11 protein-coding genes are annotated in these 15,273 nt (G+C 42.1%); 6 read left to right on the top strand and 5 right to left on the bottom strand.

Features of this window, described 5'->3' with window-relative positions; genetic code table 11:
* Positions 1 to 108 precede the first annotated feature (108 nt).
* Together polA and GFB47_RS16825 are read left to right on the top strand one after the other, a co-directional pair.
* Positions 109 to 2,919: a DNA polymerase I gene (polA, locus tag GFB47_RS10965; RefSeq protein WP_153447999.1), complete on the top strand. Its 2,811-nt coding sequence runs from the start codon at positions 109 to 111 to the stop codon at positions 2,917 to 2,919.
* Positions 2,920 to 3,110: 191 nt separating this feature from the next.
* Positions 3,111 to 3,164: a hypothetical protein gene (locus GFB47_RS16825; RefSeq protein WP_446751389.1), complete on the top strand. Its 54-nt coding sequence runs from the start codon at positions 3,111 to 3,113 to the stop codon at positions 3,162 to 3,164.
* 983 nt (positions 3,165 to 4,147) lie between these two features.
* On the opposite strand, the gene yihA is transcribed toward GFB47_RS16825, so the two are convergent.
* Complete coding sequence (gene yihA / locus GFB47_RS10960; protein WP_153448228.1) at positions 4,148 to 4,855, bottom strand: ribosome biogenesis GTP-binding protein YihA/YsxC; 708 nt, start codon at positions 4,853 to 4,855, stop codon at positions 4,148 to 4,150.
* Between the two features lie 153 nt (positions 4,856 to 5,008).
* On the opposite strand from yihA, the gene GFB47_RS10955 reads away from it, so the two are divergent.
* The 4 genes from GFB47_RS10955 (at position 5,009) to hemN (ending at position 8,730) form a co-directional block, all read left to right on the top strand.
* Positions 5,009 to 5,626, top strand: a complete 618-nt coding sequence (locus tag GFB47_RS10955; protein WP_153447998.1) for a c-type cytochrome — start codon at positions 5,009 to 5,011, stop codon at positions 5,624 to 5,626.
* A gap of 372 nt (positions 5,627 to 5,998) precedes the next feature.
* Complete coding sequence (gene yihI / locus GFB47_RS10950) at positions 5,999 to 6,580, top strand: Der GTPase-activating protein YihI (RefSeq protein ID WP_153447997.1); 582 nt, start codon at positions 5,999 to 6,001, stop codon at positions 6,578 to 6,580.
* 113 nt (positions 6,581 to 6,693) lie between these two features.
* Positions 6,694 to 7,182 (top strand): DUF2489 domain-containing protein, encoded by a 489-nt coding sequence (locus tag GFB47_RS10945; protein ID WP_153447996.1) that lies wholly within the window; start codon positions 6,694 to 6,696, stop codon positions 7,180 to 7,182.
* Positions 7,183 to 7,356: 174 nt separating this feature from the next.
* Positions 7,357 to 8,730, top strand: coding sequence for an oxygen-independent coproporphyrinogen III oxidase (gene hemN / locus GFB47_RS10940; RefSeq protein WP_153447995.1), 1,374 nt, complete (start codon positions 7,357 to 7,359; stop codon positions 8,728 to 8,730).
* A 263-nt stretch (positions 8,731 to 8,993) separates the two neighbouring features.
* Here the strand turns inward: hemN and GFB47_RS10935 are convergent, their stop codons facing one another.
* The 4 genes from GFB47_RS10935 to GFB47_RS10920 all read right to left on the bottom strand — a co-directional run bounded on the left by GFB47_RS10935 (position 8,994) and on the right by GFB47_RS10920 (position 15,102).
* Positions 8,994 to 11,564, bottom strand: a complete 2,571-nt coding sequence (locus GFB47_RS10935; RefSeq protein WP_153447994.1) for a bifunctional diguanylate cyclase/phosphodiesterase — start codon at positions 11,562 to 11,564, stop codon at positions 8,994 to 8,996.
* 261 nt (positions 11,565 to 11,825) lie between these two features.
* Positions 11,826 to 13,235 (bottom strand): nitrogen regulation protein NR(I), encoded by a 1,410-nt coding sequence (gene glnG, locus GFB47_RS10930; protein WP_153447993.1) that lies wholly within the window; start codon positions 13,233 to 13,235, stop codon positions 11,826 to 11,828.
* A gap of 42 nt (positions 13,236 to 13,277) precedes the next feature.
* The gene (gene glnL, locus GFB47_RS10925) at positions 13,278 to 14,363 is read right to left on the bottom strand and encodes a nitrogen regulation protein NR(II) (protein ID WP_153447992.1); all 1,086 of its coding nucleotides are present in this window, start codon (positions 14,361 to 14,363) and stop codon (positions 13,278 to 13,280) included.
* 109 nt (positions 14,364 to 14,472) lie between these two features.
* Complete coding sequence (locus GFB47_RS10920; RefSeq protein ID WP_153447991.1) at positions 14,473 to 15,102, bottom strand: DUF4124 domain-containing protein; 630 nt, start codon at positions 15,100 to 15,102, stop codon at positions 14,473 to 14,475.
* Positions 15,103 to 15,273: the final 171 nt, after the last annotated feature.

The raw sequence follows: 15,273 nt of genomic DNA, 5'->3' as shown, positions 1-15,273 counted from the left end.
AGCCGCCAGAAAAGAATATAAAGCGAGTGAGATAATAGATCCCAGTTGTCAGACGTGGCATCCTATGCCTCATTCTTTGTTTATCATCTTGCTTGGATATCAAACCCTATGGCAACAATTGCTGACAACTCCCTGATCTTAATCGATGGTTCTTCTTATCTTTATCGTGCCTTTCATGCTTACCCTGAAAGTATGAATAACGGCAATATTCAAACCAATGCCGTGTATGGCGTGGTGAATATGTTGCGTAGCATGATGCGTCAATTTTCTTCTGATCGTTTTGCGGTGGTATTTGATGCCAAGGGCAAAACCTTCCGCGATGAAATGTATTCTGAATACAAAGCGAACCGTCCGTCGATGCCACATGAATTACGCGATCAGATTGAGCCTCTGCACAATATTATTCGCGCGATGGGATTGCCGTTAATTTGTGTGGGTGGGGTTGAAGCCGATGATGTGATTGGCACGTTAGCGTCACAAGCATCGAAAGCCGGAATGCCAGTGTTGATCAGTACCGGTGATAAAGATATGGCGCAGCTGGTGGACGATAACGTGACCTTAATTAATACCATGACTAACGTGGTAATGGATCGCAAAGGCGTGATTGAAAAATTTGGCCTTCCGCCTGAACTTATCATCGATTATTTGGCGTTAATGGGCGATAAAGTCGATAACATTCCAGGCGTTCCTGGGGTGGGAAATAAAACCGCAGTGGCGCTATTGCAAGGCTTAGGCAGCATTGAAACTATCTATCAAAACTTAGATAAAATTGCCGAGTTGGGATTCCGTGGCTCAAAAACCATGGCCAAGAAGTTGGAAGACAATAAAGAAAACGCCGATATGTCTTATCAACTGGCAACAATCAAACTGGATGTTGAGCTAGACTGCACCCCAGAAAGTTTATGTAAAACTGAACCGAATAAAGATGAATTGATCCAACTGTTTGGCGAGATGACGTTTAAGTCATGGTTGAATGAATTACTTGAAGGCGGCGATGGTAAAATTGCCGCTATTGATGGCGTCAAAGCGACCGCATCGGCGAGCACGAAAACGGCCGCCACCACCGCAGATGCTCTTGAAATTGATATGAGCGCTGCCAATATTGACCGCAGTGCTTATGAGACTATTTTCGATAAAGACACCTTCCTGTCATGGCTGGATAAACTCAAAGCCTGTGAGGTGTTTGCGTTTGATACTGAAACGGACAGCCTAGATTACATGGTGGCAAACTTAGTCGGTTTATCTTTTGCCACTGAAGAAGGCGTGGCTGCTTATGTGCCAGTTGCGCATGATTATTTAGATGCTCCGCAACAACTTGATCGCGATTGGGTGCTAGAGCAACTTAAGCCGATCCTCGAAGATCCTAAACAAGCCAAAGTTGGTCAGAATCTAAAATACGATATGAGCGTCTTGGCGCGTTATGATATTGAAATGCAAGGCATCGAATTTGATACCATGTTGGCGTCTTATGTGTTTAATAGCGTGGGCGGCAAGCATGATATGGATAGCTTGGCCTTACGTTTCTTGCAACATAGCTGTATTTCATTTGAATCGTTAGCGGGCAAAGGAAAAAAACAATTAACCTTTAATCAGCTAGCGATTGAAGATTGTGGCCCATACGCGGCAGAAGATGCGGATGTAACCTTGCGTTTGCATAACCGTTTACAGGCAGCGCTACAGCAAGATCCAAAGCTGCTGTCGATTTATAAAGACATCGAAGTGCCATTGGTGCCGGTGATCTCAAAAATCGAACGCACTGGTGTGATGATTGACGACATGCTACTTAATGCTCAATCACAAGAAATTGCTGCCCGTTTAGATGAGTTGCAAGCCAAGGCATTTGACGTGGCCGAGCAAGAGTTTAACTTAAGCTCACCAAAACAATTACAAGCGATCTTATTTGAAAAAATGGGACTACCAGTGGTGAAGAAAACCCCATCTGGCGCGCCTTCAACCAATGAAGAAGTGCTGCAAGAGTTAGCGTTAGATTACCCATTGCCAAAACTTATTCTAGAGCATCGTAGCTTAGCTAAGTTAAAAACCACTTACACCGATAAATTGCCGAAGATGATCAATCCGCAAACTGGTCGAGTTCATACCTCGTATCATCAAGCGGTGACTGCCACTGGACGTTTATCCTCGACCGATCCTAACTTACAAAATATTCCGATCCGCAATGAAGAAGGACGTCGTATTCGCCAAGCTTTCATTGCACCACATGGTTGGAAAATTCTGGCGGTCGATTACTCGCAAATTGAATTGCGTATTATGGCGCACCTTTCTGGCGATAAAGCCTTGCTGGAAGCCTTCTCGCAAGGCAAAGATATTCACTCGGCTACCGCAGCAGAAGTGATGAATGTCGCTATCGAACAAGTAACATCGGAACAACGTCGTCAAGCCAAAGCGGTCAACTTTGGTTTGATTTATGGCATGAGCGCGTTTGGTTTGGCAAAACAATTAGGGATCTCGCGTGGCGAAGCGCAGCAATATATGGATGTGTATTTCGAACGCTACCCTGGTGTAATGCAATATATGGAAGACACTCGCTCACAAGCCACCGCGCAAGGCTATGTTGAAACTATTCTAGGTCGTCGTTTACATCTGCCTGAAATTAAATCGAGCAATGGCATGCGCCGTAAAGCAGCAGAACGCGCCGCGATCAATGCGCCAATGCAAGGCACCGCTGCAGATATCATTAAAAAAGCGATGTTAGTGGTGGCGCAGTGGATTGAAGCGGAAGGCAACGATGAGGTGAAATTGTTGATGCAAGTACACGATGAATTGGTGTTTGAAGTCAAAGAAACGGCGCTGGCGGCAATTGAAGTAAAAATACAACAATTAATGGAGTCTGCGGTTGAGTTGAAAGTGCCATTAATTGCAGAATTTGATCATGGAGACAACTGGGATCAAGCCCACTAAGCCAATATCGCTATTTGTTACATAGAAACAGAGAGCCACCTCACGCGGTGAATTTTTTGACTCTAAAATAAAGTCATCAACGGTTTTTATTTATCGTTATTTTAACAAAAAAGATGAAAATTAATTACATAAATAGCTTTGAATTTGAGCATAATTACGGTAAATTAATCGTTGTAGGGTACAAAGGTAAGATGTTCTATCTTTTAGACCTTTTGTTTCACGTTATTGGATTTAGCTGTTTTTAGCCGCCTCAGTCTGTTTTGACTGGGGCGTTTTTTTTGCTTTAAATTTAGTGACAATAGTTAAGTTATTGTTTTTAAACGGTTAAGCTGTGGTGTTTATCTCGGCGCTGTTTTATCACGAGCTCATCATTATTGATTGTCTCATGTTGTTAATCACTGGTGACTATCGTTTTGGTGTTACTTATCATCGCATTAATGCTATTTACTTTTTTGTTATTAAATAACAGAAAAACAAGACCACTCTCAAATTAATTTTTAAGTAAAAACAAGATCATAGCAAAGGTCTCAACTTTAATGCAATTTGCATGTAACGGCGAAAATAAGCCGATAGAAAAGCGAGTATTTAGCGGTGAATGGAAAGAGTGAAAATTGAGTAACTTGTATTTTTGCCCTGCATGGTAAAAACTTTAAGCATAATAAAACACATGGAAACCTCCTTTATCTTCCTTTCCCCATTGGTCGCCACCTTTTGGGGATTTCTTTTATCTGAAGGGTATTAATACTAGGGGCTGTTGATCTTTCGTGATTAAATTTTGTTCGAGATAAAAGCCTTTTAATCGAGGCAAGTCGATTGAAGCCTAGTTATTCTAAGTAAATGAGACTTAACGAAGAGTAAAAGGCTTTTAGCCGAACCCTTCGGGCTGCGTTTGTTGGTCTTTTCTACTTCGTCATTGGCTTTTCGTGTAGCCAGCTACACCACAAAGCCTCTTCCTTGTATAAAAACCCAACAATTCGCAGCAAAAACAACCACGAAAGATCAACAGCCCCTAGTTCCAGTAATTTTATGACCGATAAAAATTGGATGCAGATAAAAGTGTAAAAGGCCATGGACGGCTTTTTCTCAAGCGACCAGGATGGGACAGCGTCTTTTCGGCGGATTCAACTTGAGCAGGTATTAAGTTGAGTAGGTATTAAGTTGAATTGGTATAAAACGAAAAAAGCAGCCTTTAAGGCTGCTTAATATAATCCATATTCATTGCTAGCGATTAAGCATCATGGGGATCTTGTGGGGCTAACTCGTCATCTTCTTCGGCAAATTGAGCCGCAAGTTCATCACGATGTAATTGCTCAAGCATTTCTTCGCTCATTACTGCTGGCGCAAACCAAGCGTCGAGTTTATTACGTAGTTGATCCACACCGATGCCTTTCATGGAAGAGAATACATCGACTTGTACATCACCACAGAACGCCATTGAAGCTTCACGGATTTTTAGCAATTGCGCCTTGCGTGGGCCTTGCTTGAGCTTGTCGGCTTTCGTGAGCAGTACTTGTACCGGAATATTTACCTCAACCGCCCAATAAATAAGTTGTTGATCGAGATCTTTCATTGGGTGACGGATATCCATCAATACCACTAGGCCTTTTAAGCATTCGCGTTTTTGTAGGTATTCACCGAGTGATTTCTGCCATTTCTTTTTTAACTCGACTGGTACTTGAGCAAAACCATAACCAGGCAAATCGACAATGTGGCAGTTTTCAGTCACTTTAAATAAGTTAATCAACTGAGTACGACCTGGGGTCTTACTGGTTTTAGCCAAGTTTTTTTGATTGGTGAGTCGATTTAATGCGCTAGATTTACCCGCATTAGAACGACCAGCAAAAGCAACTTCGATGCCTTCGTCATCAGGTAGGTGACGAATATCAGGTGCACTCGTTATAAAGTGGGTATTTTGATAATGGATTTTTTCCATAATTGTTAACTCCATCTCCACTTTTGTAGAGGAATGATTGCTTTTATGTATAATTGTGTACAATTGGTTTACTTGTCAGCGACAAGACTGGACGTAGTGTACCATGAACGTTTCACTATCGTGGTAATGGAAGCTGAATAATTATAATGGAATATCATGAATAAATTAGTACTCATTTTAGGCTTGGTTGCTAGTTGCTCGGTTTGGGCGCAAGGCAATGTCGACGCTGGTAAAGAAAAATCAGCGACTTGTGCAGCATGTCATGGTGCGGATGGAAATAGCGTGATCACGCAATATCCGAAATTAGCCGGACAGCATGTTAAGTATCTTGAAAAACAAATGCATGATTTGAAACTCGGTATGACCAGTGGTGGTAAGCAAGGTCGATATGATCCAGTAATGAGCGCGATGGCAATGCCATTGAGCGATCAAGATATTGCCGATCTATCCGCTTATTATGCTTCACTGCCAACCAAAGAAGGCTCAACCCCAGAAGATGTGGCAGCTAAAGGTAAAGCGCTGTATTTTGCTGGAGAGGCAGGAAAGGAGCTTACTGCTTGTAGTGCATGTCATGGTCCTCGTGGACACGGTATGGAATTAGGTGGTTTTCCTAAGATTGCCGGCCAACAAGCCGATTACGTCAAACTGCAATTAGAGCATTTCCGTTCTGGTGCGCGTAGCAATGATATGAATTCGATGATGCAAGATATCTCGAAAAACTTAACCGATGAGCAGATCGAGATTTTATCCAAGTATGTAGGCGGTTTGCACTAATCGTTTTTAACGACCTCGGATGGCCGTTAAATCGAGTTAAGTGTTTTATTAAGCAAATATTGGTCCTCAGGCGAGTAACTGCCTGGGGATTTTTGCGTTTTGGGGTCATGAATTTTTAGCTCGATCGCTTAATAAAACTCCACTATTTAGCGCATTTCTGCTATCTTGCGCATCCTTAATGGAGAGTGCAGCATGTCCTATTTTATTTTGGGTCTATAATTACTCATCCACAGTGCGTAAGCACCCAGTTTTATCGCGTTCAATAGTGTCAGATCTCGCCATCGGAAATTTGAAATTATTGGCAATGATGTCATGTTACTGAGAAAACTCACGTTAGAGTTAACGTAGTGATTTCTTAGAGGAAATTGAATAATGTCTCGCAACAAAAAAGCTAGAAAGCCAGGATCAACTGGTAGTGAAGAATTAATGGTGACCCGCAATCGCAGCGAATCGAATGTTGAAGGTCGCCTGCGTAAACGTGTGAATAAGCGTAAAGGTTTAAAAACCGGTAGCCGTCATGCGGATACCGAGCAGAAAAAACAACATACCGGTTTAGGTCAAGTTAAAGACCCGCGTCACGGCAGTAAAAAAGCCATTCCTTTGGTCGTCGAAGTGAAAACGAAACCATCAAAGCAGCAGCGTAAATTGAATGCCGAGCAAGAGCTTGAAGCGATTCAAAATGATGCTCAATTAAATGTGCTGATCGACCGTTTAGAAAATGGCGATAAACTAGGCGCAGGTTTGCAAAAGTTTGTTGATGAGAAATTAGATCGTCTAGAAATCTTGATGAAGCAACTGGGTATTTACGATGATGAAGAAGAGATTATTGAGCCCGAACCGCAACAAGAAGAGGCAGAGGTTATCATCCCAACCAAGAAAGCCGCCAAGAAACCGGCTTCTGATGATGACTTGTTAGCGCAATTTGAAAACCTAAATTTGAACGATTTTAAATAATCGCTACAATCGGCATTAACATTCTGATCGATCAATAAGGTCAGGATGTTAGTGCCTTTTTTTTTAAGTTTTTTAGTTATCGTATTTTTAGTCAATAAAAGTAGAGGGATGCCATGTCGACTGCACTTTTCGCGTTTGTAGGGGCGATTATTATTATTGGGCTGGCAAGTTATGCCGGATTTTTATTGATGCAACTGAAAAAACAAAAGCAGCTTATCCAAATTCAGCAGCAACACGCGATCGATCAGCGTAATGCGAATATTTTTGAGAATGTACATACCTTGTGTATGGCGGGGGTTCAACAGCAATGTGATTTAGCTGAAATCGTGATCCGAGTGGTGTGCATTATGGATTATGTGCAAGGTGATGATCGGGTCGATTTTGCCGTCGACTACCCGGCAATTAATGAACTCTATCAAGTCGTGAAAGACATGGCGCGTGGCGATGATCGTCAAGCGTTAGATAAGAAAGATCGAATGAAGCAAACTCTCGCCCGCCAAAAAGCAGAATCACGCTTAACTGAAACCGTGTTAACCGAACTGGGTCAACTCAAACAAAATATCCAACCGTTAAATAACAAAATTGATATAAAAGTGATCTAGATCTCACTATTTTGAAATGGATGGCATTCATTTTTTGCTCAGATAGGGCAAGCTAACCTTTGGTGGTATATTCATCATCACTGATTAGCAGTACGCTATATCTGTCTTACGGCCATCGCGGTTCTCACAGGCATTCAATCAATCCTTAGTTTAGTTTTATAAGTGGAAATTATCATGTCAAAAGAGCAAATTGTTTGGGATCAGGCTATGTTGGAAAAGTATAACTATTCCGGCCCTCGATACACCTCTTACCCAACTGCTCTGGAATTCCACGAAGCCTTTACGATCTCGGATCTTGATATGGCGTGTGGCCAATACCCAGACCGCCCATTATCGCTTTATATCCATATCCCATTTTGTCACAAGCTTTGCTATTACTGTGGGTGTAATAAAGTGATCACTCGTCATCAGCATAAAGCCGATGATTACTTGCAAGTGCTCATCCACGAAATCCGCCAACGCGCACCTTTGATTAATCAACGCCAGGTGACGCAATTGCATTTTGGTGGCGGAACACCAACCTTCCTGACTAAAGTCCAAATGACGTGCATTATGACTGCGATCCGCGGCGAGTTTAGCTTTACTGCTGATGCTGAAATAAGCATTGAAGTTGACCCGCGTGAAATTGAACTGGATATGTTGGATCACTTAAGAAGCGAAGGCTTTAACCGCTTAAGTATTGGGGTGCAAGATTTCAATAAAGAAGTTCAAGTTCTGGTTAACCGTGAGCAAGACGAAGATTTTATTGTCGCCATGGTGGCACGTGCTAAAGAGTTGGGTTTCCGTTCGACTAACCTAGATTTGATTTATGGCCTGCCAAAACAAACGCTTGCTACGTTCTCCAATACACTTGAAAAAGTCTTGGCGATGCAGCCGGGTCGTTTATCTATTTTTAATTACGCCCACATGCCGGCTTTGTTTGCTGCACAAGCGAAATTGAAAGAAGAATGGCTACCAAGCGCTGAACAAAAAATGGAAATTCTGCAATACACGATTAAAACCTTAACCGATGCCAGTTATCAGTTTATTGGTATGGATCACTTTGCTCTGCCGGATGATGAATTAGCGGTGGCGCAGCGTGAAGGTATTTTGCATCGTAACTTCCAAGGTTACACCACTCAAGGTGATTGTGATTTAATTGGCTTTGGGGTGTCGGCGATTTCTATGGTGGGTGACAGCTATGCACAAAACCAAAAAGAGTTGAAAAAATACTACGCCCAATTAGATGATCAACGTCATGCATTATGGCGTGGGGTTGGGCTAGACAATGATGATTTGATCCGCCGTGAGGTGATCAAGCAATTGATTTGCAACTTTACATTGGATACCAAAGTGATTGAGTCTCAATTTGGGCTTAACTTTGAGCAGTACTTTGCTGAAGACTTAAAGCTACTACAGACTTTTGTTAATGATGGGTTAGTGGAAAATAAAGACGGTATCATTTCAGTGACCTTACGCGGTCGTTTACTGATCCGTAATATTTGCATGTGCTTTGATAAGTATTTACGTAATAAAGCCCGTCAGCAGCAGTTCTCACGCGTGATTTAAGGTAAATCCGAGACATAAAAAAGCGACCGAGAATGGTCGTTTTTATGCTTGATGTTTATTGATATTGACTCATTAAGTACTTCTATCCAAATTGTTGATGGGGAACAGTGTCAAAGAGCATGGATGTTCTTTCTCAAGTGCCCATGGACTGTTTAAACGTCTTTTCGGAATGAACAATATTGGTTCAAAATGTAGGGCGATTAACATCTCTAAATATCAGAAACACACACTTTTTAACTATAAATCACAGGATTGATGACCGATCAACTAAGGTGCGATACATCAATATTGTCTGGCCATTGCTCTAATGGTACTGGGCGACCATAGAGGTAACCTTGCGCTTGTTGGCAACCTAAGTCAGTCAATATTTTGGCTTGCTCTTCCGTTTCGACACCTTCCGACAACACCACAATATCTAACTCCTTGGTTATAGTTAAAATCGCGGCCACAATAGAGGAATCCGCATTATCTGCGGTTAAGGTATTGGTAAATGAGCGATCGATTTTCAAGCAATCAAAATCCATTTTCTGTAAATAGGCTAAAGACGAATAACCAGTACCAAAGTCATCAATTGCAATGCTAATTCCCAGCGCACAAATCGCGCGTAAGTTTTCTTTAATCACTACGTCATTGCTGACAATGTTGGACTCTGTCACTTCTAATGTGAGATTGTGAGCCGCAATTTTACTTTCTTTTAAGATTGATTGTAGGCTGTCAATAAAGCTTGGTAGCAATAATTGGGTCACCGACACATTAACATGCAGATGGAACTCTTTATCCCAATGACCGCTTTCAATCGCTTGTTGAGTATCAATGCATGATTTTAGTAGGATTTGATGACCAATCTGATGAATAAGGCCGTATTCCTCCGCGATGCTAATAAAATCATTAGGTGGAATAATACCTTTCGTTGGCGATAACCAGCGCGCTAAGGCTTCTGCGCCGATAATTTTCTTGGTTTGCAAATCCACCAAAGGTTGGTAGAACGGAATAAACTCATCATTTTTAATGGCTTGCGTGATCAGAGCGATAGTTTGAGTTCGCTTAAGTGAAACATCCGCCATCTCAGGTAAGTAAGCGGAGTAACGAATGGGTTCTTTCTTAGCGTAACTTAGTGCGATACTGGCATTGCGCAGGCTATTTTCGATACCATCGTCAGCGATGACTTGGGTTGAACCTATCACAGCGTTGATTAGAACTAGTTCAGAATGAATCTTAATCGGTGAAACAAATTGTTGTTTTATTTGAGTAATAAACTTGTCGGCTTGCTCAGATGATGACAATTCGGGAGCATAAATTGCAAACTCATCACCGGAAACTCGTGCTAATAAATAGTTATCAGGCAATAGCGATTTTAGACGCTCACTAATGATGACTAACACTTGATCACCACGTACATGGCCAAGACTGTCATTTATAGCTCGGAATTTTTCTACCCCAATCACCACTAACATACCTTGAGCGGAGATGTTGTTATGGCTGCACTCTTCAATTAAGCCCTGACGGCTATACAGTTGGGTTAATGAATCATAAATTAACTGCTTTCTCAGTTCGCTAAATGAAATACGTAGGTTTTGCGCCATATCATTAAAAGACTTTACCAGCATAGAGGTTTCACGGATAAAACCATTATCTGGAATTCGAGTGCTCCAATGACCTAATGCTAACTCACGCGCAGCATTGGCGGTTTTTTTAATTGGTGAGGTAATACGGTTGAATACCACAAAGCCAATTCCCGCGGTAAACAGGCAAGCCAATAAGCCAAATAATAGAGCCTGTTGCTGTTGATAGGGTAACTCGCCAAGCAACTCAGACTCTGGCAAGGTAACTGAAATATACCAAGTTAAGCCATGTTCATCGGTGTATGGGGTGAGGTAGCTAAAATATCGCTCAGAACCAAGAATGAAAGAGAAGGCGTGGTTGTCTATTTCTGCATCGGTTAAACCAATAATTTTTTGTGCGGTTTTACGAATAATAGGATCGACACTTTCGGTGATTGAAATTCGACTGCCGGTGATAGACAGTGGATTATTACGTGATGTTTTGGGTTCGTTTGAGGATAAAATCGGGTTATTGGTATCAGAGTGTGCGATCAGGCGTTTATTTTGGTCAAAAATAAACACTGAGGCATTATTTTGTTTTTTCTGCTCGGCTAAGAAGCGATCGAATGTGGTGAGCTTTATATCAGCAGTAAGTACACCGATTAGTTGCTTATCTTTTAACACTGGGGTTTGTGCCGATAGGGTGATTTCTTGGCGTTCGTCATTGTTGGTATAAGGTTCAGACCACATTGGTTTACGACTTTTGGCTACCGGAGCATACCAAGGGCGAATTTGTGGCGCATAGTGTGGGATTTTTCCTCGGATGCCAGAAGCTTCCGTTTCACCTTTATACAACAGCAAGTAACCATCGGTATTATTATCTTTCTTCATTAAAGAAAAATGGTGGCCTTTTTCACGGCGCATACCAATGTATTGTCCATCAATTTCTCCACCAAAACTTAATGCGTCTAACTGTGGCATGTGGCTTTCTAGACTGAGATAAGTAAAGCGCATAAAATCAGTTAGCTGAGAAGAATTGTTAGGATCATAAATGTTGTTGTAAGCAATCGCATCACTTACGGCTATGCTGACTTTGAAAGGCGCGAGAAGAAAGCCAGTAAGATTGGAACTGATATTCTGCGAGATATTGGTCAGTTGTTTTTGACTGATTTCTTGGAGCATATTTTCATTGGTAATCTTTTGCACCACGGTAATAATACTAATAGTGGCAATCAGCACTAAGGTGAAAGGGAGAATAACCGCAGTGCGTAAAGATAAATATCGCTTGGTCATGAAAATCCAAAAAAGCAAAAGGGAATAGTTCAACAATATACACCACAATAGGTAAATGAAACTATGTCCAATTGGCTTTTTGTCAGAAAATTGACATGTAAGCATGAGTTTATATTTGCCTCAACAATCAATCATATTATTTATCGATAACTAGTGAAGAAAAAATTCAAATTTAATGTGGTTATTCGCTAGCTATTAACATCTGATATCAACGCTGAGCTATGGCTGTTTAGTTCAGCGGATGTTAGCTTTTGATTGGTTTTAATTTTCTAGCTCTTTTAATTTTCGAGTCAGAGTATTACGTCCCCAGCCAAGTAATTTAGCCGCATCTTGCTTATGACCATTGGTGTGAGTGAGGGCTGCGTTTAATAAAATTCGCTCAAATTCCGGTTGTGCAATGGTGAGTAGATCGGACTTTCCTGCAGTCAAAGTTTGTTGCGCCCAGATCTCTAATTGTTGCTGCCAAGAACCTTGCGGACTTGCGTCTAAAGGTAATGGATTGGTGGTGATTAATTCATTGGGCAGATCGGCTGGTAATACCTCGCTACCACTGGCCATTACGGTTAACCAACGACAAATGTTTTCTAATTGACGGACATTTCCCGGCCATGTCAACTGACTCAAGGTTTCAATGGTGGTTGGATGTAGTGTTTTAACGTCAACCTCTAACTCTTTGGCTGCACGAGATAAAAAATGAGCGGCTAGTTTTTCAATGTCTTGGCGACGCTCTCTTAGTGCTGGAATATGCACTCGGATCACGTTGAGGCGATGGAATAAATCTTCACGAAAACCGCCGTCATTGACTAACTTTTCTAAATTTTGATGGGTGGCGGCAATGATCCGCACATCAACACTAACAGGGGCATGTCCACCAACGCGGTAGAATTGTCCGTCAGCCAGTACGCGTAATAGACGGGTCTGAATATCCAGTGGCATATCACCAATTTCATCTAAGAAAAGTGTGCCACCATTGGCTTGTTCGAAACGACCTTGGCGTACCGTATTGGCACCGGTAAATGCGCCTTTTTCATGGCCAAATAATTCTGATTCAATCAAATCTTTTGGGATGGCGGCCATATTTAAGGCAATAAAAGGATTTTTGCTGCGTGGGCTATGACGGTGCAAGGCGTGAGCGACCAACTCTTTACCAGTGCCGGATTCACCATTGATTAAGACTGAAATGGACGATCGAGAGAGGCGACCAATTGCTCTAAACACTTCTTGCATCGCGGGTGCTTCACCAAGAATTTCTGGTACCGCATCTGGTACTTGGTTTTCTGCTGTGGTGGCCGTGTGCTGTTCATGGCTATGAGCAATAGCACGTTCGACTAAGGTCAGTGTTTCATCAATATCAAATGGCTTGGGTAGATATTCAAAAGCCCCTTTTTGATAAGCATTGACCGCCGCATCGAGATCGGAATGTGCGGTCATAATAATGACGGGTAAGTCAGGATGACTGGTTTGGATTTGATTCAGTAAAGTGAGTCCGTCCATACCTGGCATGCGAATATCTGAAATTAAAACATCCGGTGTTTCTCGCTCTAGGCTGGCAAGCACACTTTCGGCGTCAGCGAATGTTTCACATTGAATATTGGCTGATGATAATGTTTTCTCTAAAACCCAGCGGATAGAACTGTCATCATCTACCACCCATACGAATCCTTTACTCATTATCTATTTCCCCTTGCAAGTACCAATAACTGCGCATAATGACTATGCGGTTTGGATTGGTAAATAAATACTAAAAATGGTGTGTCCAGGCCAGCTTTCAACGTCAATTTTACCTTGATGCTGGTCGATTATATTTTGTGATATGGATAACCCTAAGCCAGTGCCTCCTTCGCGACCGCTGACCATAGGATAAAACAAGGTGTCTTGAAGTTTATTCGCAATACCTGGGCCGTTATCCATGATCTCAATTCTGGCGACTAATTTGTGCCTGTGACCATGAATATTGGCTTGATACACGGTACGAGTGCGAATGGTAATTTTTCCATCTGGTTGGTGAGAAAGAATTTGTGCTGCATTACTGACAATATTTAGTAAGGCTTGCTCTACTTGATCTGCATCCATGATGATTGGTGGCATGCTGGGGTCGTAATCGCGTTCAATTACGATTTGACTGCCAAATTCCAATTCGACTAATTGGCGTGCTTTCTCGATCACTAAATGGAGATTTTCGGTAGTTTTTTTACCAGGCTTTTGTGGCCCTAGTAGTCGATCAACGAGTGCGCGCAAGCGATCTGCTTGTTCAATAATGATTTGGGTGTATTCATTTAAGCTGGGATCGGGCAGCATGCGACTCAGCAGTTGAGCGGCGCCGCGTAATCCGCCGAGTGGATTTTTAATTTCATGGGCGAGGCCGCGCACTAATAATTTAGCCGCTTGTTGTTGGGCATGTTGGTTTAGCTCTTGGCTTAAACGTCGTTGCGAATCTATTTTTCGGATCTCAACCAGCAACATTAACTTGGAGCCAAATGGCGCCTCTTTAAGTGAAAGTGGACTGGCGGTGACTTCGAGCATCATAGGTTTGGCATTGATAACAAAGGTCACGTCACTGTCGGTAATACTTTGCCCTGTTTGCAATAGTTGGGTAAATAGCGCTAAATCCATCGAAGCATGTTGTATCAAACTTGAAAGGGGCGAGCCTTGTAAGCGTTTGGCACTTTGGGAAAATAATTGCTCTGCAGAGGTGTTGGCATAATGAATGATCAGTTTGTCATCCAGTAAAAAAGTGGCCGTCACCAGATTACCAAGAATAGCGACAGCAAGTGATTCATTGTTTTCTGCTTGGGGCATTATCGTGCACTCATTTTTCAATGCACCAATACGGTGCACTGGAAGCTCCAGTATGAGGCATGATAAAAATCAGTACAAATAAAACTGCTAAATGACTCCGATAATGCCGCTATTTGACCGATGTTTTATGCAAAAACACCGTGACAACTGAAGATGATGCAATAACCTTGCCGCTTTGAACAACCTGTACTTTTAAACTATGTTCACCACGCTCAACCCCTTTTAACTCCCAGTACTTTTGGGTTTGTGGTGCGCCATAAGGGGTGCCATCAAAGACTAATTGTAATCGCTCTCCAATACCTAATTTACGGTTCAAGCTGGTTTGTATGGTCATTAAGCCGCGGCTGCTTCTTAATGTTTCATCATTGCTTGGGCTTTCGATATCAACCGTTATATCTTTATAATCGGCTTTTTTCTCGCTGCTGGCTATTTCAGTAACTTGCTCATCTGCGGATAATGACGCTGCGCTATCATCTGTTTTCACGCTAGCGGTTTGATCCGTTGTGACGGAATCTGAAGTCTTGGTTGCGGTATTGTTTCCATCATCCTCTCCCGATGAAGGCGCTCTATTCTTTACCTCTGGTAGGACTAATTTTTCTTTATTTTTACTCGTGATTGACTTGGGTGGCGGGGTATCACTGAGGTGCATGACGCCTTTGCTATCGGTCCATTTATAGATTTCATTGGCATGAGAAAGTGGCGCAATTAAGAATATGAGTAGTAGCGGCGAAAATTTCATATTTTGATTCCTGTCATTTTAACTAGGCGCTGAACGCTTCAGGATCTGAAAGACTAATATCAATGGAGATCGATATAAAACAACAAGACTTGAGACCGTTTCTTTTAGCTTAACGATTGTACTTTTCCTCACAACCAAAAAAAGGCCCACCTGAGAGGCGAGCCTAAATTT

This window comes from Vibrio algicola (assembly GCF_009601765.2).
In the GTDB taxonomy this organism is placed as follows: domain Bacteria; phylum Pseudomonadota; class Gammaproteobacteria; order Enterobacterales; family Vibrionaceae; genus Vibrio; species Vibrio algicola.
This window is presented reverse-complemented; position numbering and strand designations above follow the sequence as displayed.

Coding starts and splice junctions, on each gene's coding strand:
- GFB47_RS10935 (WP_153447994.1), bottom strand. CDS start 11,564: ATGACCAAGCGATATTTATCTTTACGCACTGCGGTTATTCTCCCTTTC.
- yihI (WP_153447997.1), top strand. CDS start 5,999: ATGTCTCGCAACAAAAAAGCTAGAAAGCCAGGATCAACTGGTAGTGAA.
- GFB47_RS10955 (WP_153447998.1), top strand. CDS start 5,009: ATGAATAAATTAGTACTCATTTTAGGCTTGGTTGCTAGTTGCTCGGTT.
- glnL (WP_153447992.1), bottom strand. CDS start 14,363: ATGCCCCAAGCAGAAAACAATGAATCACTTGCTGTCGCTATTCTTGGT.
- GFB47_RS10920 (WP_153447991.1), bottom strand. CDS start 15,102: ATGAAATTTTCGCCGCTACTACTCATATTCTTAATTGCGCCACTTTCT.
- GFB47_RS10945 (WP_153447996.1), top strand. CDS start 6,694: ATGTCGACTGCACTTTTCGCGTTTGTAGGGGCGATTATTATTATTGGG.
- hemN (WP_153447995.1), top strand. CDS start 7,357: ATGTCAAAAGAGCAAATTGTTTGGGATCAGGCTATGTTGGAAAAGTAT.
- glnG (WP_153447993.1), bottom strand. CDS start 13,235: ATGAGTAAAGGATTCGTATGGGTGGTAGATGATGACAGTTCTATCCGC.
- polA (WP_153447999.1), top strand. CDS start 109: ATGGCAACAATTGCTGACAACTCCCTGATCTTAATCGATGGTTCTTCT.